The organism is Streptomyces sp. CBMA156, assembly GCF_014596515.1.
GTDB lineage: Bacteria > Actinomycetota > Actinomycetes > Streptomycetales > Streptomycetaceae > Kitasatospora.
This window is the reverse complement of sequence record NZ_MSJQ01000325.1, coordinates 1-23,989: the sequence shown is the minus strand read 5'-3', so window position 1 is coordinate 23,989 and position 23,989 is coordinate 1. Positions and strand designations below refer to the sequence as shown.

Here is a 23,989-nt window from a genome sequence, read left to right as displayed (position 1 = left end):
CGGTGGCCGGCCGCGAGGTGCGGCTCGGCACCGCCCCCGCGCCACCGCCGGACCCCTGGCGGCTGCGGGCGCGGCTGCTGTCCCGGGGGTCGGTCCGGTACGGGCTGCGCGTCGCGCTGTGCATCGCGGTCGGCTCGGCGGTCACCGCCAACTACCCGCTCAGCAAGAGCTACTGGGTGCCGATGACGATCGCCTTCGTGCTCAAGCCCGATCTCGGCTCGGTGTTCCTGCGTGCGGTGAGCCGGTCGATCGGCACCGTGCTGGGGGTGGCCGTGACCGCGGGGCTGCTCCTGGCCACCACCGACGAGTGGGCGCTGACGGCGATGGCCGCGGTCTGCGTGGCCCTGCTCCCGTACGCCACGGCGGCCCACTACGGACTGAACACCGTGGTGATGACGCCGATGGCGCTGATCCTGCTCCAGCTCGGCGGGCAGAGCAGCGCCGCCGAGTTCTGGCCCCGGGTCCTGGACACCGTGCTGGCCAGCGTGATCGTCCTGCTCTTCGGATACCTGCTGTGGCCGGAACGCCCGCGCCACCGGATCGAGCCCAGGCTGGTCGACGCGACGACGGCCCTGCGGGCCTACCTCGACGCCGTCGTCGAGGACGCCATCACCGAGGACGCCACCGCCCAGGCCCCCGCTACCGAAAGGAGCACGGCCGCCCAGACCGGCAGCGCCCAGGTGTGGCTGCGCCGCACGGCCTACCGGTCACTGGCGAACGCCCGCCAGGAGGTGCAGCAGGGACTGGCCGAACCGCCCCCGACCGGCAGGCTGGCCGAGCGGTGGCTGCCGGCGACGGCGGCCCTGGAGCGGCTGGGCGGCGCGGTGGCGGCCTTCGCGGCGCAGATCCGGTACGGCGGCCGGGTACCGGACCCGGCCGAGGTCGACCGGGTGCGGCACGCCCTGGCCGAGCTGACCGCCGCCGCCCACGCGCACCGCCCGCCGACGAACCAGGCGGCCCGTCCGACGGCCCCGCACGACCCGACCCGCAGCGCGCTGGGCCCTGCCGCGGAGGAGCTCGAAACACTCCTCCGCCACGACTGAGCGACCAACGGCCGAACGGCTGGACCGCCGAACGACTGAACGACCGAACCGCCGAACCCCCGGTCTCAGACCTGCTCGGCCAGCTCCAGCCAGCTCATCTCCAGCTCCTCCTTCTCGTCCCGGACGGCACGCAGCTGCCCGTCCAGCTCCGCGACCTTGGAGAAGTCGGCGGCGTGCTCGGCGAGTTGGGCGTGCAGCTTGGACTCCTTCTCGTCCAGCTTGGCGATCTGCCGCTCCAGCTTCTGCATCTCCTTCTTCGCCGCCCGCAGGTCCCCGCCGGACAGCGCGGGAGCTGCGCCCCCGGCGTCGGAGGCGCCCGCGGCCGTCGAGGAGGCGGAGGCCGCGGAGGCGGCCGAAGCCGCCGAAGCAGCCGCGGCGGCCATCCGGGCGCGGCGCTCCAGGTACTCGTCCACGCCGTTCGGCAGCATCCGCATCTTCCGGTCGCCGAGCAGCGCGTGGACGGTGTCCGTGGTGCGCTCGATGAAGAAGCGGTCGTGGCTGATGACGATCATCGAGCCGGGCCAGCCGTCGAGCAGGTCCTCCAGCTGGTTGAGCGTCTCGATGTCCAGGTCGTTGGTGGGCTCGTCCAGGAACAGCACGTTGGGCTCGTCCATCAGCAGCCGCAGCAGCTGGAGCCGGCGCCGCTCGCCACCGGACAGGTCGCCGACCGGCGTCCACTGCTTGTCCTTGCCGAAGCCGAACTGCTCGCACAGCTGGCCGGCGCTCATCTCCCGGCCCTTGCCGAGGTCGACCCGCGAGCGGACCTGCTCGACGGCCTGGAGCACCCGGATGGCCGGGTCCAGCTCGACGACCTCCTGCGACAGGTAGGCCAGCCGCACGGTCTTGCCGACCTTGATGACGCCCGAGGCCGGCTGGACGTCGCCCTCCGAGGCGTACGCGTCGCGCAGGGCGCGCAGCAGCGAGGTCTTGCCGGCGCCGTTGACGCCGAGCAGGCCGATCCGCTCGCCGGGGCCGAGCTGCCAGGTGAGGTTGTCCAGCAGCAGCTTCGGGCCGGCCTTGACGGTCACGCCCTCCAGGTCGAAGACCGTCCTGCCGAGCCGCGCGTTGGCGAACTTCATCAGCTCGGACTTGTCGCGCGGCTCCGGCACGTCCGCGATCAGGGCGTTGGCGGCCTCGATCCGGTAGCGCGGCTTCGAGGTACGGGCGGGGGCGCCGCGGCGCAGCCAGGCCAGCTCCTTGCGGGCCATGTTCTGGCGCTTCTGCTCCTCGACGGCCTCGATCCTGGAGCGCTCGGCCCGGGCGAAGACGTAGTCGGAGTAGCCGCCCTCGTACTCGTGCACCTCGCCGTTCTGGACGTCCCACATCCGGGTGCAGACCTGGTCGAGGAACCAGCGGTCGTGGGTGACGCAGACCAGCGCGGAGCGGCGCTTCCTGAGGTGATCGGCGAGCCAGTTGATGCCCTCGACGTCGAGGTGGTTGGTGGGCTCGTCGAGGACGACCAGGTCGGGCGAGCCGAGCAGCAGCTTGGCGAGGGCGATCCGGCGGCGCTCGCCACCGGAGAGCGGGCCGATCACGGTGTCCAGGCCGTCGGCGAAGCCGGGCAGGTCGAGGCCGCCGAAGAGGCCCTCGATGATGTCGCGGATCCGGGCGTCGCCGAGCCACTCGTGGTCGGCCCGGCCGGCGATCACCTCGTGCCGGATGGTGGCCTCGGGGTCGAGCGAGTCGTGCTGGGTGAGGACGGCCATCTGGAGCCCGCCCGAGTGGGTGATCCGGCCGCCGTCGGGCTCCTCCAGCTTGGCGAGCATCCGGATCAGGGTGGTCTTGCCGTCGCCGTTGCGGCCGACGACGCCGATCCGGTCGCCCTCGCTGACGCCCAGGCTGACCGCGTCCAGCAGAGCGCGGGTCCCGTAGACCTTCGTGACGGACTCGATGGTGGCGAGGTTGACGGCCACGTGTGCAGCGCTCCTGGGTTCGGCGGTCGCGGGGCGGCCCGCCGCTCGACGGCCTGGCGCCCCTCTCGGGACACCCCGATCTCCCCAGCCTAATGGGCCTGCCGGAACACCATCACCGCGTCAGCCCGCCACGGACGCCCCCGGCACCGGCCCGTGCGTGGCGTGCGCGGTCCGGCAGGTGCCGGAGGCCCGCAGCGCCTCGGCCACCGCGGCGGCCGCCTCGGCGTCCTTGACCAGGAAGGCGCAGGTCGGCCCGGATCCGGAGACCAGCGCCCCGAGCGCGCCCGCCTCGGTGCCGGCCCGCAGGGTGGCCCTGAGCGCGGGGCGCAGCGACAGTGCGGCGGGCTGGAGGTCGTTGGTGAGCGCGGTGGCCAGGGCGACGGCGTCGCCCTGGGCGAGCGCGGCGAGCAGCGCCGGGTCGGCGTCCGGGGTGGGGACGTCGGTGTCGCCGGAGCCGGTGCCGGCCTCCTCGCGCAGCCGGTCGCACTCGCGGAACACGGCGGGGGTGGACAGGCCGCCCTCGGCGACCGCGAAGACCCAGTGGAAGGTGCCCTCGACGGCCAGCGGCTCCAGGATCTCGCCCCGGCCGCGGCCCAGCGCGACGCCGCCGACCAGGGCGAACGGCACGTCGGAGCCGAGTTCGGCGGCCAGCTCCAGCAGCGTCTCGACGGGGGTGTCCAGCTGCCAGAGCGCGTCGCAGGCGAGCAGGGCCGCCGCGCCGTCGGCGCTGCCGCCGGCCATGCCGCCGGCCACCGGGATGGCCTTGGCGATGTGCAGGTGCACGCCCGGGTCGGCGATGCCGTGGTGGGCGGCGAGCAGCCGGGCGGCGCGGGCGGCGAGGTTGCTGTCGTCGAGCGGGACGACGGCGGCGTCGGGACCGGTGCAGCTCAGCGTCACGCCCTCCCCCGGGGAGGCGGTGACCTCGTCACCGAGGGCGACGGCGAAGAAGACGTTGGCCAGGTCGTGGAAGCCGTCGGCGCGCAGCCCGCCGACCCCCAGCTGGACGTTGACCTTGGCCGGTACCCGTACGGTGATCACGCGTCCCCGGCCTTCGGCTTGTGCTCGGCGATCGCGGCGAACTGCTCCACCGTCAGCATCTCGCCGCGCAGCTTGTGGTCGATGCCGGCGGCCGCGAGCGCCTGCTCGGCCCCGGCGGCGGAGCCCGCCCAGCCGGCCAGCGCGGCGCGCAGGGTCTTGCGCCGCTGGGCGAACGCGGCGTCGACGACGGCGAACACCTCCGCGCGGCTCGCGGTGGTCTCCGGCGGCTCGCGGCGGATCAGCGAGACCAGCCCGGAGTCGACGTTGGGGGCGGGCCAGAACACGTTCCGCCCGATGGCGCCGGCCCGCTTCACCTCGGCGTACCAGTTGGCCTTGACCGACGGGATGCCGTACACCTTGCTGCCCGGCTTGGCGGCGAGCCGGTCGGCGACCTCGCTCTGCACCATCACCAGGGTCCGCTCGATGCTGGGGAAGGTCGCCAGCATGTGCAGCAGGACGGGCACGGCGACGTTGTACGGGAGGTTGGCGACCAGCGCGGTGGGCGCCGGGCCGGGCAGCTCGGTGACCTCCATGGCGTCGCTGAACACCAGGTCGAAGGAGTCCGCCTTGCCGGGCATCCGGGCCGCGACGGTGTCCGGCAGGTGCTGTGCCAGGACCGGGTCGATCTCGACCGCCGTCACGTGCCGCGCCACTTCCAGCAGCGCGAGCGTCAGCGAACCGAGCCCGGGCCCGACCTCCACCACCGCGTCCTGCTCCGTCACGTCGGCGGCCCGGACGATCCGCCGCACGGTGTTGCCGTCGATGACGAAGTTCTGCCCGCGCTGCTTGGTCGGCTTCACGCCGAACGCTGCCGCCAGCTCCCGGATGTCGGCGCTGCCCAGCAAGGGGGTCCCCCCGGCCGGAGGCTGGGGGCTGCTGTCAGGGGTGGGGTCGGTGGTGCTCACGCGCCAAGGATACGGGCGCACGGGGTGCCGCCCGGACCCGCCGATCCGGAACGGCCCCCTCGGAGCGGTGCTCAGTACCCGAAGGCCCGCGCCGTGTTCGCCGCGATGGCCGCGGACAGCTCGTCCTCGGCCAGCCCCAGGGTGGCGGCCATCGCGCGCACCGTGACCGGGATCAGGTACGGGGCGTTGGGACGGCCGCGGTAGGGGTGCGGGGTGAGGAACGGGGCGTCGGTCTCGACCAGGATCCGGTCCTGCGGGGTGGCGAGCAGGGCGTCGCGCAGCGGCTGGTTGGCCTTGAAGGTGACCGGGCCGGCGAAGGAGAGGTACCAGCCGTGCTCGGCGCAGGTCCTGGCCATCTCCGCGTCGCCGGAGTAGCAGTGGAAGACCGTCCGCTCCGGGGCGCCCTCCTCCAGCAGGACGGCGATGACGTCCTCGTGGGCGTCCCGGTCGTGGATGACCAGGGCCTTGCCGTGCCGCTTGGCCATCTCGATGTGCCGGCGGAACGACTCCTTCTGGATCTCCACGCCCTCGGGGCCGGTGCGGAAGTAGTCCAGGCCGGTCTCGCCGACCGCCACCACCTGGGGCAGCGCGGCGAGCCGGTCGATCTCGGCGAGCGCCTCGTCCAGCGCGGCCGCGCCGCCGGCCTTCCGCTGCTGCCCGGACCAGCCGTCCGGGTCGCCGAGGAAGATCCGCGGCGCCTCGTTGGGGTGCAGCGCGACGGCCGCGTGCACCTGCTCGTACTGCGCGGCCAGGTCGGCGGCCCAGCGCGAGCCGGGCACGTCGCAGCCCACCTGGACCACCGTGGTGACCCCGACCGAGGCGGCCTTCGCCAGGCCCTCGGCCGGGGTGCCTGACTGCATGTCCAGGTGGGTGTGGGAGTCGGCCACCGCCACCGCCAGGGGTTCCGGCAGCGGCGGCGGGGTCGACCGGTCGTCCTTGGCCGCCATGTCAGGCGGTCGGCTTCTCTTCGAGGCGCGGGAAGAGGATCTCGCCCTTGGTGACGGTGGCACCGACGGGCAGCCGGCCCCAGTCCGCCACGGTGGCGACGGTCTGCGCGGAGAGCGCGCCCAGCCCGGCGGCCTCGGCGCCCAGCGAGTCCCACAGCTTCTCGGCGGTGGTCGGCATCACCGGGTTGAGCAGCACGGCGGTGGCGCGCAGCGCCTCGGCGGCGGTGTAGAGGATGGTCGCGAGGCGCGCCCGGCCCTCCGCCGAGTCGTCCTTGGCGACCTTCCAGGGCTCCTGCTCGGTGAGGTAGCCGTTGACCTGCTTGACGAACTCGAAGATCGCCGCGAGGCCGCCGGCGAAGTCCAGCTCCTCGCCGATCTTCCGGTCGGCCGTCCCGGCGGCCCTGGTCAGCCCGTCGGCCACGGCCTGCTCGGCGTCACCGGCGGCGGTGGCCGCGGGCAGCACCCCGTCGAAGTACTTGCCGACCATCGCGGCGACCCGGGAGGCCAGGTTGCCGAAGTCGTTGGCCAGCTCGGAGGTGTACCGGGCGGTGAAGTCCTCCCAGGAGAACGAGCCGTCGGTGCCGAACGGGATGGCGCGCAGGAAGTAGTAGCGGTACGCGTCCACGCCGAAGTGCGAGGTCAGGTCGGTGGGCGCGATGCCGGTGAGGTTGGACTTGGACATCTTCTCGCCGCCGACCATCAGCCAGCCGTTGGCGACGACCCGCTTGGGCAGCGGCAGCCCGGCGGCCATCAGCATGGCGGGCCAGATCACCGCGTGGAACCGCAGGATGTCCTTGCCGACCAGGTGGACCGAGGCCGGCCACAGCTCGGCGAAGCGCTCCGGGTCGCTGCCGTAGCCGGCGGCGGTGATGTAGTTCTGGAGGGCGTCCACCCACACGTACAGGACGTGCTTCTCGTCCCAGGGCAGCGGCACGCCCCAGTCGAAGGTGGAGCGGGAGATCGAGAGGTCCTTGAGGTCCTGCTCGACGAAGCGCAGCACCTCGTTGCGGGCCGAGGCGGGCTGGATGAAGTCCGGGTTGGCCGCGTAGAACTCCAGCAGCCGCGGGCCGTAGGCGGAGAGGCGGAAGAAGTAGTTCTCCTCCTCCAGCCACTCGACCGGCCGCTTGTGCACGGCGCAGAGCTTCTCGTCCGCGGTCGCGCCGTCGAGCAGCTCGGCCGGGAGCTTGAACTCCTCGCAGCCGACGCAGTACGGGCCGGAGTAGCCGCCCTTGTAGATCTCGCCCTTGTCGAACAGGTCCTGGACGAACTCCTGCACCCGGGCGGTGTGCCGCTCCTCGGTGGTGCGGATGAAGTCGTCGTTGGCGATCTCCAGGTGCCGCCAGAGCGGCTTCCAGGCCTCCTCGACCAGCTTGTCGCACCACTCCTGCGGGCTGACGCCGTTGGCCTCGGCGGTCCGCATGATCTTCTGACCGTGCTCGTCGGTGCCGGTCAGGTACCACACCTTCTCGCCGCGCTGGCGGTGCCAGCGGGTGAGGACGTCGCCCGCCACGGTGGTGTACGCGTGGCCCAGGTGCGGGCGATCGTTGACGTAGTAGATCGGGGTGGAAACGTAGTACGCCGGGGCGCTCGCCCCGGTGGTGCTGTGGTCTGCAGTGGCCGCCATGGTCGGAAAGTTTAGTCGGGCGCGCGGACCGCCCTCGACCGAGTTGTCTCCCGGTCGGGGGCGGTCCTCCTCGTCGCCCCGGTGTCAGCCCAGCAGCCGCGACCAGAACCGGGCCCAGCGTCCGCGCGGCCGGACGGGTTCGGGCACCGGGGGCGTCCCGGCCGGCTCGGCGTGCGCCGGGTAGCCGGGGGCGTGCTGCCAGGGCTGGTCGGCGGAGGCCACCCGGCCCTCGCGCATGATCCGCACGGTGTGGCCGCCGCACCCGGGGCAGGTGGGCTTGAGCAGCGGGGACGGCACCCGGACGCCGTTGGCGTGGTACTCGAACACGACGTGCCCGTCCTTGGCCACGTGGTGCTCGATGTCGTACGCCTGCTCCCAGCCGTACCCGCAGCGCAGGCACGCGAAGGAGTAGGCCTCCCGTACGGTCTCGACGGGAGCGTGCGGCCTGCCGGCCAGGCCGGCGGTGCTCAGTGCGCTGCCGCTTCGGGGGCTACCGACAACTTCGCTCATAGCCGTCTCCCAGCGCCCGCCGGACGCTCGTCCGGCTGGGTCTTTCCCTACCAGGAAATGCCCGGACCGCCTCGGCCGATGCCCCACTTGTGAAGTCTTGGATGCGGATTGGGAAGCCCTATACGCAGGGCCTCTCCAGGACCGCCAACCGCGACCGAAACTTCAGCTCGGCGGGTGTTTACCGGGGCCTTCTCTCCACGGTACGACTCCCCGTGAGCAACGCAACCCCCGGCATTCACTCCTTTCCCCGGCCTCCCCCCAGGCCTTCCCTCTTCGCCGCCACGACCGCGTCGAAGACCTCCCGCTTGGGCAGCGAGAACTCCGTCGCGACGGCCGCGATGGCCTCCTTGCGCCGCTCCCCGGCCTCCTCCCTGACGGCCACCAGCCGGGCCAGCTCGGCCGGGGTCAGCTCCTGGGGCGCGGCCGGCGGGGCGCCCGCGACGACGACGGTGATCTCTCCCCTGACGCCCTCGGCCGCCCAGGCCGCCAGCTCGCCGATCGGCCCGCGCTTGACCTCCTCGTAGGTCTTGGTGAGCTCGCGGCAGACGGCGGCCGGCCGATCCGGCCCGAACGCCTCGGCCATCGCGGTCAGCGCCTCGGCGATCCGGTGCGGCGCCTCGAAGAAGACCATGGTGCGCGGCTCGGCGGCGACCGAGGCGAGCTGCCTGGCCCGGTCCCCGGTCTTGCGCGGGAGGAAGCCCTCGAAGGTGAAGCGGTCCACCGGCAGTCCGGACAGCGCGAGTGCGGTGAGCACCGCCGAGGGGCCCGGCACCGCGGTGACCTTGACGTCGGCGGCCACGGCGGCGGCGACCAGCCGGTAGCCGGGGTCGGACACCGAGGGCATGCCGGCGTCGGTGACCAGCAGCACCCGGGCGCCGCCGAGCAGCGCCTCGACCAGTTCGGGGGTGCGGCCGACCTCGTTGCCCTCGAAGTACGAGACCACCCGCCCGGTCGGGGTCACGCCGAGTGCCTGGGTGAGCCGGCGCAGCCGCCGGGTGTCCTCGGCCGCGATGACGTCCGCCGTGGACAGTTCGTCGACGAGCCGGGGCGGGGCGTCCGAGACGTCGCCGATGGGGGTGCCTGCGAGAACGAGTACTCCTGTCACGGGCCCCATCCTTGCAGCTCCCCGCCGGCGGGGGCTTTTGGTGACGATTCGGTCAGCTTCCGAGGGAGCGGACACACGTGCGAGGAGCGCCCCTACGATGTGGCGGATGAACGGCGACACGGCGGCGCAGACGCCCACTGGTACAGACCACTCCGCGCACGGCGGCGTCGGCCTGCCGTCCCCGCGCCCGCCACAGGCCGGGCCCGCCGGCTGGCGCGAACGCCTGGCCCGGCACGGCTACGCGGCCCGCCCCGTCGCGACGCTCACCGAACGCCTGGTGCCGCCGATGCCGGACGGCCCCCGGACGACGCCCCCGGACGTGCCGCAGTCGCCGCTGCTGCTGCGGCTGGGCGTCTCGCTGCCGCAGGGCCTGTGGTACTTCCTCTGCCGCTGGGCCGGCTGGCTGGGCCCGGTCGCGGTGGCGGTGTTCGCCGGCCTCCTGCGGTTCACCGACCTCGGGCAGCCGCACGCGATCATCTTCGACGAGACGTACTACGCCAAGGACGCCTACGCGCTCTGGCACGGCGGCTACGAGATCAGCTGGCCGGAGGAGGCCAACGCCACGATCATGACGCCGGGCGCGGCCGTCCCGTACCGGGCGACGCCCTCGTACGTGGTGCACCCGCCGGTGGGCAAGTGGATCATCGGCGTGGGCGAGCAGCTGTTCGGCATGAACCCCTTCGGCTGGCGGTTCGCGGTGGCCCTGCTCGGCACCCTGTCGGTGCTGATGGTGGCCAGGATCGCCCGCCGGATGTTCCGCTCCACCCTGCTGGGCTGCGTGGCGGGCCTGCTGCTCGCGGTGGACGGCCTGCACCTGGTGCTCAGCCGGGCCGCCCTGCTCGACCTGGTGGTGATGTTCTGGACCCTCGCCGCCTTCGGCTTCCTGCTGCTGGACCGCGACCGCACCCGCGGGGTGCTGGCCGCCCGGCTCGGCGGGATCGCGGACCCGGGGCCGGCCCAGCGGCTGAACCTGGGCTGGCGCCCGTACCGGATCGCGGCCGGCGTCTGCATCGGGCTGACCTGCGCCACCAAGTGGAGCGGCCTGTACGTCATGGCGGCCTTCGGCCTGCTGACCGTGCTCTGGGACGTCGGCGCCCGCCGCCTGGCCGGCGCCCCGCGCCCGTTCCTGGCGGTGCTCGCCCGGGACGTGGTGCCGGCCTTCGTGTCGGTCGTCGTGGTCCCGATCGCGGTCTACGTCGGGTCCTGGTGGGGCTGGTTCGCCAGCAGCACCGCCCCCGGCCAGGGCGGCTGGGGCCGGGACTGGGCGGTCGGCCGCTCCACCGACTTCCCGTGGATACCCGAGGGCCTGCGCGCCCTGTGGCACTACCACTCGACGGTCTACGACTTCCACGTCGGCCTGAGCGACCCGCACACCTACCAGTCCAACCCGTGGTCCTGGCTGGTGCTGGGCCGGCCGGTGTCCTTCTCCTACGAGTCCCCCAAGTTCGGCCAGTCCGGCTGCACCGCCGCCGACTGCGCCCGCGAGGTGCTGGGCATCGGCACCCCGCTGCTGTGGTGGACGGGCATCGCGGCGCTGGCCTACTGCCTGTGGCGCTGGGCGGCCCGGCGGGACTGGCGGGCCGGGGCGCTGCTCTGCGGCCTGGCGGCCGGCTACCTGCCCTGGTTCGCCTACCAGCAGCGGACGATCTTCCTCTTCTACGCGGTGGTCTTCGTCCCGTTCCTGGTGCTCGCGGTGACGATGCTGATCGGCGCCCTGATCGGACCGGCCGGCGCCTCCCGGGACCGCCGGATCATCGGCTCCACGGCGGCCGGTCTGCTGATCCTGTTGATCGTCTGGAACTTCCTGTTCTTCTACCCGCTCTTCACCGGGCAGACCATTCCGCTGGAGGACTGGCGCCGCCGGATGTGGTTCAACACCTGGATCTGATCCGGGGCCGGTGAACACCGGGTTCCCGCGAATCGTCCGTATGCGGTGCACGACACGTACCAGATCCGTCACAAGTCCCCGGCGATTCGCCGACGCACCGATCCGCGCTGCCTAGGGTGGGGGGGTACCGCGTTTCCGGCACCGGCCGGTTGCGCCCCGCCGCGAGACCCCTGGGGGAGCTGCACCATGCGCAGTGGCGCGAAGATCGGCATCATCACCGGCGTGTCCATCGCCGTCCTCGCGGGCGGCGGCTACGGCGCGTACAGCCTGATGAGCGACTCGGGCGGGTCCGGCGGCAAGAAGCCCCGGACGGTGGTCGCCGATCCCCCGTCGGCCGATCAGGCGACAGCCGGTCTGAAGGACTTCCTGACGGCCTGGGCCGCCGGAGACATCGCCAAGGCCGCCTCGCTGACCGACGACCCGGCCGCGGCCACCGCCGGTCTGACCGCGTTCAGGGACCAGGTCAAGCCGAGCGCGCTGACCCTCACCCCGTTCGGTCCGACCACCCAGCAGGTCTTCTCCGCCGCCACCGGCACCCCGGCCCCGGCCGCCAAGCCGTCCGCCGGGGCCTCCGCGACGCCGGGTGCGAGCGGCACGCCGGGCCCCGGTGACTCGCCGTCCGCCACCGCGGCGCCCGGGCCCACCGGCACGCTGATGTCGTACAAGGCGCGCGCCGAGTTCGCGGGCACCAGCCGGGCCTGGGACTACCAGGGCTTCCTGGGCGTCGTGAAGATGAGCGACAACACCCCGGCCGTGCACTGGGCCCCGTCGGTGGTCCACCCCCACCTGTCCGGCAACGAGACCATCGCCGTCCAGCCGGTCTTCGCCCCGCCGTCCACCGTGGTCGACCGCAACGGCAAGGCGGTCCAGGGCGCCTCGATCACCCCAGCGCTGATGAGCACCCTCCAGGACAACGCCAACAAGCTGCTGCCGCCGGACCCGAACAAGGACCAGGACGCGGGCAGCGCGGTGGTCATCACCGACCCGGCCGGCAAGGGCGCCCAGGACAAGCTGTTCACCATCGTCGAGCCGAAGCCCGGCAAGCCGCTCAAGCTGACCATCGACAACGCCCTCCAGGCCGCCGCCGAGAAGGCGATGACCGACCTGGGCGGCAAGCCCGGCTCCGTCGTCGCGGTCGAGCCGAGCACCGGGCAGGTGCTGGCCTTCGCCAACTCGCCGGCCAACGGCCAGAACCGGGCCTTCACCGGGCTGCTCGCGCCGGGCTCGACGATGAAGATCGTCACCTCGGCGGCGCTGCTGGAGGCCGGGGTCAACCCGGACACCGTGGTGGCCTGTCCGGAGAAGAGCAGCAACGCGCACCCGATCCCGAACTCGTTCCCGGGTGCCTTCCCGAACAACACGCTCCAGCAGGACTTCATGATGTCCTGCAACACGGCCTTCATCAACCAGGGCCTGACCAGCCTCAAGCCCGAGTCGCTGTCCGGCATCGCCAAGGACGTGTTCGGCATCGGCCTGGAGTGGAAGACCGGCCTGCCGAACGCCGACGGCAAGGTGCCGGCGACGCCGGGCAGCAAGGACGAGCAGGCGATGAACTACATCGGCCAGGGCAAGGTCCAGATGAACCCGCTCGCCATCGCCTCGATCACCGCCACCGTGCAGAACGGCGAGTTCAAGCAGCCGATCCTGGTCGCCGACCTGCCGCAGCAGAAGGCCGCCCGCCCGCTCTCCCCGGACGTGGCCGGCAAGCTGAAGGCGATGATGGCGGCCACCGCCACCGGCGGCACCGCCCAGGGCGTGATGGCCGGGATCACCGACAACGCGGGCGCCAAGACCGGCTCCGCCGAGGTCGCCGGGGTCGACGTCACCAACAGCTGGTTCACCGCCTACCGCGGCAACCTCGCGGTGGCCTCCGAGGTGCAGGGCGGCGGACACGGCGTGGACGCGGCCGGCCCGGCCGTCGCCTCCATCCTGAAGGCCGCCGGCGGCCGCTGAGCCCCGGAGCTACGGCTCCTCCCGGCCCGCTCGGCCCCTCGGCCGGGCGGGCCGCGGCCTTTCCCGCTCGGCCCTCGGACCCTCGGGCCCTCAGGCCCTCGGCACCGCGGGCTGCGGTCTCCCCCGCACCCGGTCCGGCGGGACGGGGCGCCGGCTGCTCCAGCGTCCGGCCGCCAGCCGGGGCCAGATCACCAGCACCACCGGCAGGGCCAGGTACCCGAACCGCCCGGCCGGGGCGAGCATGAAGGCGATCGCGAGTCCGGCGGCCAGCAGGTCGGCCGCGCCGATCGCGGAGACCGGCGGCCGGGCCAGCAGCCAGATCGCCACCCCGACCAGGGCCACGGTCATCAGCGCGAGCGAGATCGCGTGCCCGGTCGGCCCGACGCCGGCCAGCACCTTGCCGGGCAGCGGGCTGCCCGCCGGGGTGCGGATCGCGGTCATCCCGAGCGGGAAGCGCACCACCTGCTCGCGCAGCGCGCCCGCATGGGCCAGCGCGGAGGGCAGGATCACGACGGCGCTCACACCGGCCCCGATCAGCGCGGTCCTGGCGGCGGGCCGGCGGCCGTACAGCCGCCAGAGCAGCAGGACGGCCACCGGCAGCGCGGGCCAGGCCGTCCACTTCAGGGTGCAGGCGAGGGCGAGCACCAGTCCGGCGCCGACCGTACGGTCCCGCTCGGCGAGCGCCATGGCCAGGCAGCAGACCCCGATCAGCGGCAGGTCCACCCCGCCGACCACCAGGGCGAGCGCGATCAGCGGCGAGGCGGTGAGGACGGCCAGCGGCAGCAGCGGCGCGCGCGGGTCGCCGCTGCCGGGGCGGGCGGGCCGCAGCAGCCGCCAGGCGGCCAGCAGGCAGGCGAAGAAGGTCAGCGCGAACCAGATCCTGGCGTCCCCGGCGACCCGCGCGAAGGCGGTGGAGTCGCCGAGCAGCTGGCGCGGCATCCCGAACAGGGACATCGCCGGCAGGTACGGGTTGTAGTCGGTGACCACCACCGGGTGCGGCAGGTACGGGGTGCCGGTGGTGAGCAGCAGGTGGGCCGAGCGCTCGACCACCATGACCTCGGACTGGTGGCGGCCGGTCAGGGCGAGCAGTCCGAGCGGGGCCAGCACGGCGCCGGCCAGGGCGACCGCGGCGGCGGCACGGGCCGCGAAACGCCGCGGCAGGGTCACGCAGAGCAGTCCGGCCAGGACGTAGGCGGGGGCCGCGATCAGGCCCCACAGCCGCTGGTTGGGCAGGTCGGAGACGAGCGGGAAGGCGGCGGCCCAGCCGGCCGCGACCAGGCAGCCGAGCAGGTGGACGGCCCGCATCGAGGCGAGCCGGGCGAGTCCGGCGGCACTCAGCCGGTCGGGCGTGGGCGGAAACGTGCTCTCGCCGCGCTGCCGGGGGAAGGGCCGCACGGAGAAGCCGCGCGGCCGCCGCCCCGGCCCGGAGGACGCCTCGGTCGCGGGGGTCTGGGCCGGCGTTCTGCCCCGGCCGGTGAAGCGGCCGCGCGGGCGGAGGTAGCCGGGCGTGCGGGTGCTCACCATGGTGGAAGGTTATGGGCGGGGGCGGGGCGCTGTCGCCATGGTCTCGGACACCGGTCCGGCGATGGCGCGAAAAGGGCCGCCGGGTGTCGTGGCGGTCGGCGGCCCTTCACGTGGGATTCGTCTGCCGGTCAGTCGGCGGTGCGGTCGGAGCCGTCCGCGGGCACCGTCTGCCGCTCGGTCTGACCCAGCCGGGAGTGCTTCATGCTGTACCCGAAGTAGACCACCACGGCGACGACGAGGGCGATCGCGCCGGCCCGGAAGGTGTCGGCGTGCAGGCCGGTGATCAGGTAGATGCAGAAGCCGATGCTGAGCAGCGGGACGACCGGGTAGCCGGGCACCCTGAAGCCGCGCGGCAGGTCAGGCTGGGTGCGGCGCAGCACGATCACGCCGACGGAGACCACCGAGAAGGCGATGAGCGTTCCGAGGCTGGTGATGTCGGCCAGGACCCGCAGCGGGATGAACGCGGCCAGCGCGCCCACGCCGAGGCCGACCACGATGGTGTTCCAGACCGGGGTGCCGGTGCGCGGGGAGAGCTCGGCGAAGCGCTTGGGCAGCATGCCGTCGCGGCCCATCGAGTACAGGATGCGGGTCTGGCCGTAGATCACCACGAGGGTGACGCTGAAGATCGAGAGGACCGCGCCGATCGCGAAGAGCATCGCGGGCCAGCTCTGGCCGGTGATGTTCTGGAGGATCTGGGCGAGGCCGGCCTCCTGGCCGTCGAACTTCTGCCAGGACTGGGCGCCGACCCCGGCGAGCGCGACCAGGATGTAGAGCAGGGTCACCACGACCAGCGAGATGATGATCGCCAGCGGCAGGGTGCGGCGCGGGTTCTTGACCTCCTCGCCGGCGGTGGACACCGCGTCCAGGCCGATGAAGGAGAAGAAGATGCTGGACGCGGCGACCTGCACGCCGCCGATGCCGAGCGGCATGAACGGGGTCAGGTTGCCGGACTGGAAGCCGGTGAGCGCGATGCCGATGAACAGCAGCAGGATCACGATCTTGGTCGCGACCATGGCCGCGTTGACCTTCACCGACTCGCTCACGCCGCGGACCAGCAGGACGCAGACCATGAGGACCAGCAGCAGGGCCGGCAGGTTGAACCAGTGGGTGGCGTCCGGCGCGCCGGACAGCTGCTCGGGGATCCTGACCCCGAAGGCCAGGTCGAGGAACTTGTTCAGGTACTCGGCCCAGCTGACCGCGATCGCGGAGGCGGAGACGCCGTACTCCATCAGCAGGCAGATGCCGACGCCGAAGGCGACGCCCTCGCCGAGGGTGGCGTAGGCGTAGGAGTACGAGGAGCCGGAGACCGGGATCGCGGAGGCCATCTCGGCGTAGCAGAGCGCGGTGAGTCCCGCGGTGACCGCGGCGATCACGAAGGACAGGATGACGGCCGGACCGGCCGAGGGCACCGCGGTGTTCAGCACGAAGAAGATGCCGGTGCCGATGGTGGCGCCGATGCCGATCGAGGAGAGCTGCCACAGGCCGATCGAGCGGCGCAGGTGGATGCCGGAGCGCCCGCCCTCCTCGGGCGCACCGGCCGGGAGGGCGTCCCTGCCTTCGGATTCCGCGATCAGTGTCGAGACGGGCTTGCGTCGCAGCAGACGCGCACCGATGGTGTTGCTGGCCAAAACTGCGGTCCTTCTGGGCGGGGGAGGGTGTCCTGGCATTCGGTCACCCGACGTGCCAGGGGGTGTCATCGGGGACCAACCGAACAAACATGGGACAGTACCCCGCGAAAGCACCAGTGTCGCAAACGAACAGTCCCAACCGGCGCATTGTCCGAATTGGAGCATATCGATGTACATACCGGACACTTCGTAAACGGCATATTCACCTCCAGGACGTTAAAGCAGCAGCTCAGCCCGCCGGTGGAGGTCATCCGCCGAGCACCGCCCGCATCACCGACCGGGCGATCGGCGCGGCCAGCGCGCCACCCGTGACGTCCGTGGCGTCACTGTCCGCGACCACCACGGCCACCGCGACGGGCGGCACCGCGGCCGAGCCGGCCCGCGCCGCCCAGGAGATGAACCAGGCGTACGGCGTCCCGCTGTTGCCCACCCCGTGCTGGGCCGTCCCGGTCTTGCCGCCGACCACGGCCCCGGCGATCCTGGCGTTGCCGCCGGTGCCGTTCTCCACCACGTCGGTCATCAGCTTCCGCACCTGTCCGGCCACCGCCGGGGTCGTCGCCCGCCGGTACACGGACGGCTTCATCAGCTGCACGGTGGTGCCGTCGCTCCTGGTCAGCCGGTCCACGAGCTGGGGACGCATGACCGTCCCGTCGTTGGCGATCCCGGCCGCGACCATCGCCATCACCAGCGGGGTGGCCGCCGTGTCGAACTGCCCGATCGAGGAGAGCGCCAGCTGCGAGTCGTCCGTCCGGGTGTCGAAGTTCGAGCGGGCCGCGCGCACCGGGACGTCCAGCTTCGCGTCGTTGAAGCCGAAGTTCCCGGCCGTCTCCGCCATCCGGTCCGACCCGGTCCGCACCCCCAGGTAGCCCAGCACGCTGTTGCAGCTGGCGGTCATCGCGGCGGCCAGCGACAGGCCCGCCCGGTCGCAGGACGGGGTGTCGTTGACCAGCGGCGTGGTCGTCCCCGGCAGCACGTACGGGAAGGGCGCCCCGGTCGGCGCGTCGGGGTCGGTGACCACCCCGCCGGCCAGCGCCGCCGCGGCGGTGACCACCTTGAAGGTCGAGCCCGGCGGGTAGGTCTGGCGCAGCGCCCGGTTGAGCATCGGCTCGTCGGCGTCGGCCTGGAGGCGGTTCCAGGCCTCCTGGTCGGCGGCGCCGTGCCCGGCGAAGGCGCCCGGGTCGTAGGAGGGCGTACTGGCCAGCGCCAGGATCCGCCCGGTGGCCGGCTCGATCGCGGCGACCGCGCCCTTCTGGCTGCCGAGCCCGCTCATCGCGGCCTCCTGGGCGGCCCGGTCCAGCGTGGTGTACACGTCCCCGCCGGGGTTCTGCCGGCGGGCGACCGCGTCCCAGACCGACCAGCCCGCCAGCCGGCCGTCGGTGCCGGTCAGCAGCTCGTCCTCGGTCCCCTCCAGCTGGGTGGTGCCGTACGCCTGCGAGGCGAAGCCGGTGACCGCCGCGTACGTCGGGCCGTCGGAGTAGCTGCGCTTGTACGCGTACCGGCCGCCGGTCGGCTCGGAACCGGTGACCGGTTCCGTACCGACCACGATGTCGCCGCGCGGCTGGGCGTACCGCTCGATGGTCAGCCGCTGGTTGGCGCTGTTGCGGCCGAGGTCCCTCGCCTGGAACACCTGCACCCTGGTGGCCTGCGCGCACAGCGCCGCGACCAGCAGCAGGCAGAAGGTGCCCGCCCGGCGCCCGGTGACCGAGATGCCGGGCAGCCCCTGCGGGCCGTTGCCCCCGGGCCCGGTGCGCGCCATCAGGCCTCCCCCGGCGCGGGCCGCCGCGCGATGTCGCTCATCCTCACCAGCAGCGCGACGATGATCCAGTTGGTGACCACCGAGGAGCCGCCCTGGGCGATGAACGGCATGGTCATCCCGGTCAGCGGGATCAGCGCGAGCACCCCGCCCGCCACCACGAACACCTGGAGGCCGACGATCGCGGCCAGCCCGATCGCCAGCAGCCGGCCGAACGGGTCACGCAGCGCGATGCCCGTCCTGAAGCCCCGCGAGACCAGCGCCGCGTACAGCAGGAACACCGCGATCAGCCCGGTCAGCCCGAGCTCCTCGCCGATGGTGGCCAGGATGAAGTCCGACTTGGCGGCGAAGCCGATCAGCACCGAGTGCCCGTTGCCGAGCCCGGTGCCCAGCTCGCCGCCCCAGGCGAACGCGAACAGCGACTGGGCGATCTGGTTGGCGCCCTTCCCCGCCGCGATCGAGCCCAGCGGGTCCAGCCAGTCCGCGACCCGGCTGTGCACGTGCGGCGAGAGCCACCCCACCGTCACCGCCCCGACCGCGGCCAGGCCCAGCCCGATCGCGATCCAGCCGGTGCGCGCGGTGGCCACGTAGAGCATCACCACGAACAGGCCGAAGAAGAGCAGCGAGGTGCCGAGGTCCGTCTCCAGCACCAGGACGCCGACGAACGCCGCCCAGATCAGCAGCACGGGCCCCAGCACCCGCCCGCGCGGCAGCTGCCAGCGCCAGACCCGGCGGCCGGTGAGCGCCAGCGCGTCCCGGTGCACCGCCAGGTAGGCCGCGAAGAAGACGGCCAGCAGGATCTTGGCGAACTCCCCCGGCTGGAAGGAGAACGGCCCGGCCACGATCCAGATCCGGGAGCCGTACACCGGCGGGAAGAAGATCGGCAGCACCAGTAGCACCAGCGCCACCAGCGCCCCGCTGTAGGCGTAGCGCCGCAGCCGCCGGTGGTCCCGCACCAGCAGCACCACCGCGATGAACAGCGCGACCCCCAGGGCCGACCAGAGCAGCTGGGTGGAGGCGGCGCCCCGCCCCGGGGTGGCCCGGTCGAGCCGGTAGATCACCACCAGCCCGATCCCGTTCAGCAGCACCGCGATCGGCAGCAGCAGCGGGTCCGCGTACCCGGCCCGCCACCGGACGACGGCGTGCGCCGCCAGCGCGAGCACCCCGAGCGCCGCACCGTACTCGGCCGCGTCGGCCGGCACGCGGCCGTCCAGGTCGACGCCGACCTCGACGTAGCCGAACACGGCGGTCAGGACGGCGGCGACCACCAGCACCAGCTCGGTGGTGCGCCTGGTCGGCACCGGCCGGCGCGGCCCGGCGGCGGATCTCGGCGCGGTGGAGGGTGTCGCCACGGACCGTCCTGGGGGAGCGGAGGACCCGGCGCCGCCGGCCGGGGGATGCCGGTCGGGGCGGACCGGGCGACGGGGGCCGGTCCGCCCCGACGGGAGCGGCGGTCAGGCGGAGCGGGTCAGACGGCGGCCTGGGCGCGGGAGGCGTCGACGGTCGCCTTCAGCTCGGCCTCGGCCTCGGCCGAGAGCGAGGTCTGGATGATCCGGCCCCCGTGGCGGGCCAGCGCCGGGACGACCTTGTCGGCGGTCGCCTTGCGCACCAGCAGGAAGACGGCGGCGGTACCCGGCTGGAGGTGCTCGCCCACCTGGCGCATGAAGTCGTCGTCCACCCCGATGTCGGTGGAGGCGCCGATCGCCGCCCCGGTGGCGCCGCCGACCGCCGCGCCCACCAGGGGCATGAAGAAGAGCAGGCCGATGACCCCGCCCCAGAGCGCCCCGCTCGCGGCGCCCGCGCCGGTGGTGCTGACCTGCTGGTGCAGCTTGATCCTGCCGTCCGGGCGACGCTCGACGACGACCGCGTCCTCCAGCTCGATCAGCTTCTGCTTCTGCAGCCCGACCGCTTCGTCGCGCACCGCCTGGGCGGTGGCGAGGTCCGGGTAGGCGATCGCGAAGAGGTTGCTCACTGCGGGGTCCTTCCAGGGTGTCGGACAGGCCGGCCGGGTCCGGCCGCCGCGGCGGCGGCGGCACCGGCGGCCTGATTCGTCACCCTAACGAGCGCTATGCATATGTATCGGCTCTTCGCTGCGGTGTGTCCGCCATTGCCGGAATCGGCCGCTCCCGCCGGCTCCCGCCGCCTCCCGCCGGACCGTCACTCCGGCCGCCGCCCGGCCAGCGCCGCCACCCCGGCACCGGCCGCGGCCAGCAGGACGACGGCGAGCAGCAGGCTCGTCCACGGCACGGCGATCCGGCCCGTCCTGGCCGCCGACACCAGGCCGCTCACCGCCGCGTTGGCCGGCGAGGCCGGCACCACCACCAGCAGCGTGGCCAGCGCCAGCGCCGCGGGGATGCCGTACTGCGGACGGACCGGCACCGGACGGTTCGCCAGCGCCCCGGCCAGCACACCCAGCAGCGCGCAGACCACCGAGGCCACCAGCCCGGCGAGCACCGCCGACCAGGCCTCCGGGTGCCGCGGCGCCCCCGGGTCGGCCACCGCCCCGCTGGTCCACCACACCACCGCCACCTGACCGACCGCCAGCACCAGCGACGCCGTCAGCGCCGCCAGCAGCGCGCCCAGGTGCACCCGGACCGGGCCCGCCGCCGCCACCAGACAGGCCCGCGAGGCCGGCGGCTCCGCACCCAGCACGCTGCGCACGTACCAGGCACTCACCGGCAGCAGCGCCCCCGCGCCGAGGCCGAGGCTGCCCAGCAGCGGGTCGCCCGCCGCCACCCCGACCACCATCAGCAGCGCGTACGCCAGGAACGGCGGCAGCCAGGCGTGCGAACGCAGCAAGAGCTCCAGGTGGTACCGGGTCAGCGCGCCGATCCGCGCCATCACCGCTCCCCCTCCCCGAGCCGGCGCACCGCCAGCACCCGGACGGACGGGCGGCCCAGCAGCAGCCGGCGCAGCATCGCGTCGGAGTGCGCGGCCGGCACCACCAGCCGCACCGCCGTCCCGGCCAGCGCGGTGACCTCCGGCGCCCCCGGCAGCGGCGCGGACAGCGGGGCACCGTCGGGGACGTCCACCTCGATCTCCATCACCGGTCCGCCGTCCGGCACCGGCTCCGCCGCCCGCGCCTCGACGGGCCGCACCGCGCCGTCCGTGCCGACCAGGTAGGCGGCGCTGGTCAGCCCGGCCAGCCGGGCCGGGTCGTGGTCGACGAACAGCACCGTGCCGCCCGCCGCCGCCCGCTCGGCGGCCGCCTCGTCCAGCACCGCCCTGGCCTCCGGGTCCAGCCCGGTCCAGGCCTCGTCCAGCAGCAGCACCCGCGCCTCGGGGAGCAGCGCCTGGGCGACCGCGACCTTCTGGCAGGTGCCCTTCGACAGCCGGCTCAGCGGCGTGCCCGCCCGGTCCGCGATGCCGAACCGGTCCAGCCACTCCCCCGCCCGCTGCCGGGCCCGCTCCGCCGACAGCCCGTGCACCCGGCCCACCCGCAGCAGGTAGGAGGCGGCGTCGAACGGCAGCGCGGGCGGGAAACGCTCGGGCACGTACGCCGTCGCTCCGGGCCGCACCACCCGGCCCGTGCTCGGCCGCTCGATCCCGGCGGCCAGCCGCAGCAGCGTCGACTTGCCGCTCCCGTTCCGCCCGGCGATCCGCACCAACTCACCCGGCCCGACGGCCAGGTCGACCCCGCGCAGGATCCATTTCCCGCCCCGCCCGTACCGTTTCCCGACGGCTGTCAGCTCCATCACGCCCCCGCTCCGGCCCGTTGCCCCCAGCAGGCTATCCAGCCCGGGTAAGACCGCTGTGAGCATCGACTCCCCCTTCACGCGCCGGAGTTCACGCCCGAGCCGGCCGGGGCACGATCCGGGCTCGTTTCGCCACGGCGAACTGATGATCCCTAGGATCGGCGGGTGACTACCGGACGACGACCACAGACCAGGCTCGGCAGCCTGCTGGCGGCCCTGGCGATAACGGGAGCCTCGCTGCTCCTCGGCCTGCCCGCCCACGCCGACGAACCATCAGCCGGCGCCGCCACCGCGCCCAGGGAGGCCCCCCGGGTCGATCTCGTCCTGGACGTCAGCGGCTCCATGCGCGAGGCCGACATCCAGGGCAAGAGCCGCATCTCGGTGGCCCAGCAGTCGCTGAACGAGGTGATCGACGCGCTGCCCGCGGAGACCGAGTTCGGCATCCGCACCCTCGGCGCGACCTACCCCGGCAACGACAAGGCCCAGGGCTGCCTTGACACCAAGCAGCTCTACCCGGTCGGCAAAACCGACAAGGTCGAGGCCAAGACCGCCGTCGCCACCCTGCGGCCCACCGGCTTCACCCCGATCGGCCTGGCCCTGCGCGGCGCCGCCCAGGACCTCGGCAAGGGCGAGACCACCCGCCGGGTGGTGCTGATCACCGACGGCGAGGACACCTGCACCCCGCCCGACCCCTGTGACGTCGCCCGCGAGCTCGCCTCCCAGGGCATCCACCTGGTGGTCGACACCCTGGGCCTGGCCCACGACGACAAGACCCGCCAGCAGCTGCTCTGCATCGCCAACGCGACCGGCGGCACCTACACCGACGTCCGCACCCAGGAGCAGCTCACCGACAAGGTGAAGCAGCTGGTCGACCGCTCCAACGACACCTACACGGTGGCCCCGGTCAAGACCGCCGGCACCGACAAGTGCGAGAACGCCCCCGTGCTCGCCCCCGGCGTCTACACCGACCGCGAGAAGTTCTCCGAGCACCGCGTCTACAAGGTCCCGGTCAAGTCCGGCCAGGAGCTGCGCGCCTCCGTCAGCGTCGCCCTCGACCGCCCGGTGGCCAGGGACTACGGAGTGCTGCTCCAGGCCACCAGCGCGACCGGGCAGGAACTGGTCCGCGGCACCGACGCCGGCAGCGGCCGCACCGACGTGGCCTCCACCGGCCTGCGCTGGTCCACCGACGACTCCAAGGGCTACGTCACCGCGAGCCCCACCGCCTCGAAGGACTCCAAGGAGAAGCCGGAGACCACCGTCTGCCTGGTCGTCAGCAACTCGCTGGCCCCGCAGGCCGGCGTCCAGGCCGACCCCGGCCTGCCGCTGGAGCTGACCGTCGACCTGGCCTCCGCCTCGCCCGCGCCCGAGGGCGCCGCGATGGGCCTGGGCCGCGGCTGGATCCTGCTGCTCACCCTCACCCTGGCCGGTCTGGCCTTCGGCCTGCTCTTCGGCTGGATCGCACGCTGGCGGATCAGCGTCTGGCGGGAGAACTGACCATGCGTACGACGCTTCGCGGCGCCCTCGCCGCCCTCGCCCTGCTGCCCGCGCTCGCCCTGGGCACGCCGGCCGCCTCGGCCGCCTCGCCGTCCCCCACGGCCGGCGCGAACGGCACCCCGGCCCCGGCCACCAAGGCCGGCACCTCCTTCCTGACCGCGGTCAACCTGTCCCCCGGCCAGGACGCCAACGTCTCCGTCTCCACCGGTGACTACCTGTACTGGGCGTTCGGCGCCTCCGAGGGCCAGACCCCGACGGTCGGCCTGACCGTCAACCTGGCCCCGGCCGCCGACCGGCACGGCCCGCAGACCTGGTCCGTCGAGGTCTTCGACGGGCTGCGCCGCCGCCAGTCGTGCACGGCGGGCACCCAGAACGCCACCGCCGACCAGAGCGCCGGCACCCTGGCGCTGAACTGCACCCTGCGCGAGGTCCGCACCTGGGCCGAGCCGTGGTCCGGCGACCCGCTGCCCGGCACCTACTACGTGCGGCTGTCGGTCAACGACGTCCCGCAGCCCGACCTCGGTCTGGCCTCCTCGGTCCGGCTGCACGTCACGGCCAAGGGCGACGCCGACAACGCCCAGCCGGAGGGCGGGGAGCTGAAGGCCCCGCTGGTCCCGCCGGCCGGCGGCGGGGCGAGCACCGCCAAGGCGGCCGCCCCGGTGGCACCGGAGGAGCACTGGTACACCGGCTGGTTCTCCGGCTGGAACAGCCGCTGGTACTGGACGATCGGCGGCGGCTTCCTGGCCGCGCTGGCCGGCGTCCTCGGCTACAACCTGACCCGCCACCCGCGCGGGCAGCGGCCGGGCCGCTACGGCGCCGTCCCGGCCCAGGGCGCCCACCAGAGCGGCAGCTACACGGGCTCGGACCGCCCCTGAGGCACTCGGGAGGGCCGGCCGGACGTCGTTCCGGCCGGCCCTCCCGCATGTCCGGACCCACCCGGCCCCGGGCCGGCCGTCAGCGCGGGATCGC

General features: G+C 73.7%; 19 protein-coding genes. 5 read left to right on the top strand and 14 right to left on the bottom strand.

Annotated features, from left to right (window positions below; genetic code table 11):
* Positions 1–1,043: FUSC family protein (locus BU198_RS28315; RefSeq protein ID WP_188299714.1), on the top strand; the 1,043-nt coding region annotated here is incomplete at its 5' end.
* A gap of 65 nt (positions 1,044–1,108) precedes the next feature.
* Here BU198_RS28315 and BU198_RS28310 read toward each other — a convergent pair.
* The 7 genes from BU198_RS28310 to rsmI all read right to left on the bottom strand — a co-directional run bounded on the left by BU198_RS28310 (position 1,109) and on the right by rsmI (position 9,085).
* Complete coding sequence (locus tag BU198_RS28310; RefSeq protein WP_188299713.1) at positions 1,109–2,956, bottom strand: ABC-F family ATP-binding cassette domain-containing protein; 1,848 nt, start codon at positions 2,954–2,956, stop codon at positions 1,109–1,111.
* A gap of 120 nt (positions 2,957–3,076) precedes the next feature.
* A complete protein-coding gene (locus BU198_RS28305; RefSeq protein WP_188299712.1) occupies positions 3,077–3,994 on the bottom strand; it encodes a 4-(cytidine 5'-diphospho)-2-C-methyl-D-erythritol kinase in 918 nt (305 codons plus the stop codon).
* On the bottom strand, positions 3,991–4,899 hold the full coding sequence (rsmA, locus tag BU198_RS28300) for a 16S rRNA (adenine(1518)-N(6)/adenine(1519)-N(6))-dimethyltransferase RsmA (RefSeq protein WP_188299711.1): 909 nt from the start codon (positions 4,897–4,899) through the stop codon (positions 3,991–3,993). Before rsmA ends, BU198_RS28305 begins: the two co-directional genes overlap by 4 nt.
* A gap of 71 nt (positions 4,900–4,970) precedes the next feature.
* The gene (locus BU198_RS28295) at positions 4,971–5,846 is read right to left on the bottom strand and encodes a TatD family hydrolase (RefSeq protein ID WP_188299710.1); all 876 of its coding nucleotides are present in this window, start codon (positions 5,844–5,846) and stop codon (positions 4,971–4,973) included.
* A 1-nt stretch (position 5,847) separates the two neighbouring features.
* On the bottom strand, positions 5,848–7,470 hold the full coding sequence (gene metG / locus BU198_RS28290; protein WP_188299709.1) for a methionine--tRNA ligase: 1,623 nt from the start codon (positions 7,468–7,470) through the stop codon (positions 5,848–5,850).
* 84 nt (positions 7,471–7,554) lie between these two features.
* Positions 7,555–7,980, bottom strand: coding sequence for a hypothetical protein (locus BU198_RS28285; protein ID WP_188299708.1), 426 nt, complete (start codon positions 7,978–7,980; stop codon positions 7,555–7,557).
* Between the two features lie 235 nt (positions 7,981–8,215).
* Positions 8,216–9,085 carry a 16S rRNA (cytidine(1402)-2'-O)-methyltransferase gene (gene rsmI / locus BU198_RS28280; RefSeq protein WP_188299707.1) on the bottom strand — a complete coding sequence of 290 codons (870 nt, stop codon included), beginning with the start codon at positions 9,083–9,085 and terminating at the stop codon, positions 8,216–8,218.
* A gap of 106 nt (positions 9,086–9,191) precedes the next feature.
* Here rsmI and BU198_RS28275 point away from each other — a divergent pair, with 106 nt between their 5' ends.
* Together BU198_RS28275 and BU198_RS28270 are read left to right on the top strand one after the other, a co-directional pair.
* Positions 9,192–10,973: a dolichyl-phosphate-mannose--protein mannosyltransferase gene (locus tag BU198_RS28275; protein WP_188299706.1), complete on the top strand. Its 1,782-nt coding sequence runs from the start codon at positions 9,192–9,194 to the stop codon at positions 10,971–10,973.
* A 186-nt stretch (positions 10,974–11,159) separates the two neighbouring features.
* Positions 11,160–12,926 carry a penicillin-binding transpeptidase domain-containing protein gene (locus tag BU198_RS28270; protein ID WP_188299705.1) on the top strand — a complete coding sequence of 589 codons (1,767 nt, stop codon included), beginning with the start codon at positions 11,160–11,162 and terminating at the stop codon, positions 12,924–12,926.
* A 90-nt stretch (positions 12,927–13,016) separates the two neighbouring features.
* On the opposite strand, the gene BU198_RS28265 is transcribed toward BU198_RS28270, so the two are convergent.
* From BU198_RS28265 to BU198_RS28235, 7 genes are all read right to left on the bottom strand, one after another.
* The gene (locus BU198_RS28265) at positions 13,017–14,450 is read right to left on the bottom strand and encodes a glycosyltransferase 87 family protein (RefSeq protein ID WP_223245048.1); all 1,434 of its coding nucleotides are present in this window, start codon (positions 14,448–14,450) and stop codon (positions 13,017–13,019) included.
* A 128-nt stretch (positions 14,451–14,578) separates the two neighbouring features.
* Entirely contained in the window at positions 14,579–16,147 is a 1,569-nt protein-coding gene (locus tag BU198_RS28260) for an amino acid permease (RefSeq protein WP_411293244.1), read from the bottom strand.
* A gap of 178 nt (positions 16,148–16,325) precedes the next feature.
* On the bottom strand, positions 16,326–17,834 hold the full coding sequence (locus BU198_RS28255) for a penicillin-binding transpeptidase domain-containing protein (RefSeq protein ID WP_188299703.1): 1,509 nt from the start codon (positions 17,832–17,834) through the stop codon (positions 16,326–16,328).
* Positions 17,834–19,183, bottom strand: a complete 1,350-nt coding sequence (locus BU198_RS28250; RefSeq protein ID WP_188299702.1) for an FtsW/RodA/SpoVE family cell cycle protein — start codon at positions 19,181–19,183, stop codon at positions 17,834–17,836. The genes BU198_RS28255 and BU198_RS28250 overlap by 1 nt, the downstream gene beginning before the upstream one ends.
* A gap of 116 nt (positions 19,184–19,299) precedes the next feature.
* Complete coding sequence (locus BU198_RS28245; RefSeq protein WP_188299701.1) at positions 19,300–19,803, bottom strand: DUF1269 domain-containing protein; 504 nt, start codon at positions 19,801–19,803, stop codon at positions 19,300–19,302.
* Between the two features lie 185 nt (positions 19,804–19,988).
* Complete coding sequence (locus tag BU198_RS28240; RefSeq protein ID WP_188299700.1) at positions 19,989–20,672, bottom strand: ABC transporter; 684 nt, start codon at positions 20,670–20,672, stop codon at positions 19,989–19,991.
* Entirely contained in the window at positions 20,672–21,526 is an 855-nt protein-coding gene (locus BU198_RS28235) for an ATP-binding cassette domain-containing protein (protein ID WP_188295132.1), read from the bottom strand. Before BU198_RS28235 ends, BU198_RS28240 begins: the two co-directional genes overlap by 1 nt.
* A gap of 165 nt (positions 21,527–21,691) precedes the next feature.
* Here BU198_RS28235 and BU198_RS28230 point away from each other — a divergent pair, with 165 nt between their 5' ends.
* Together BU198_RS28230 and BU198_RS28225 are read left to right on the top strand one after the other, a co-directional pair.
* Positions 21,692–23,020 carry a VWA domain-containing protein gene (locus BU198_RS28230; protein ID WP_188295130.1) on the top strand — a complete coding sequence of 443 codons (1,329 nt, stop codon included), beginning with the start codon at positions 21,692–21,694 and terminating at the stop codon, positions 23,018–23,020.
* A 2-nt stretch (positions 23,021–23,022) separates the two neighbouring features.
* Positions 23,023–23,895 carry a peptidase gene (locus tag BU198_RS28225; RefSeq protein ID WP_223243818.1) on the top strand — a complete coding sequence of 291 codons (873 nt, stop codon included), beginning with the start codon at positions 23,023–23,025 and terminating at the stop codon, positions 23,893–23,895.
* Positions 23,896–23,989 lie beyond the last annotated feature (94 nt).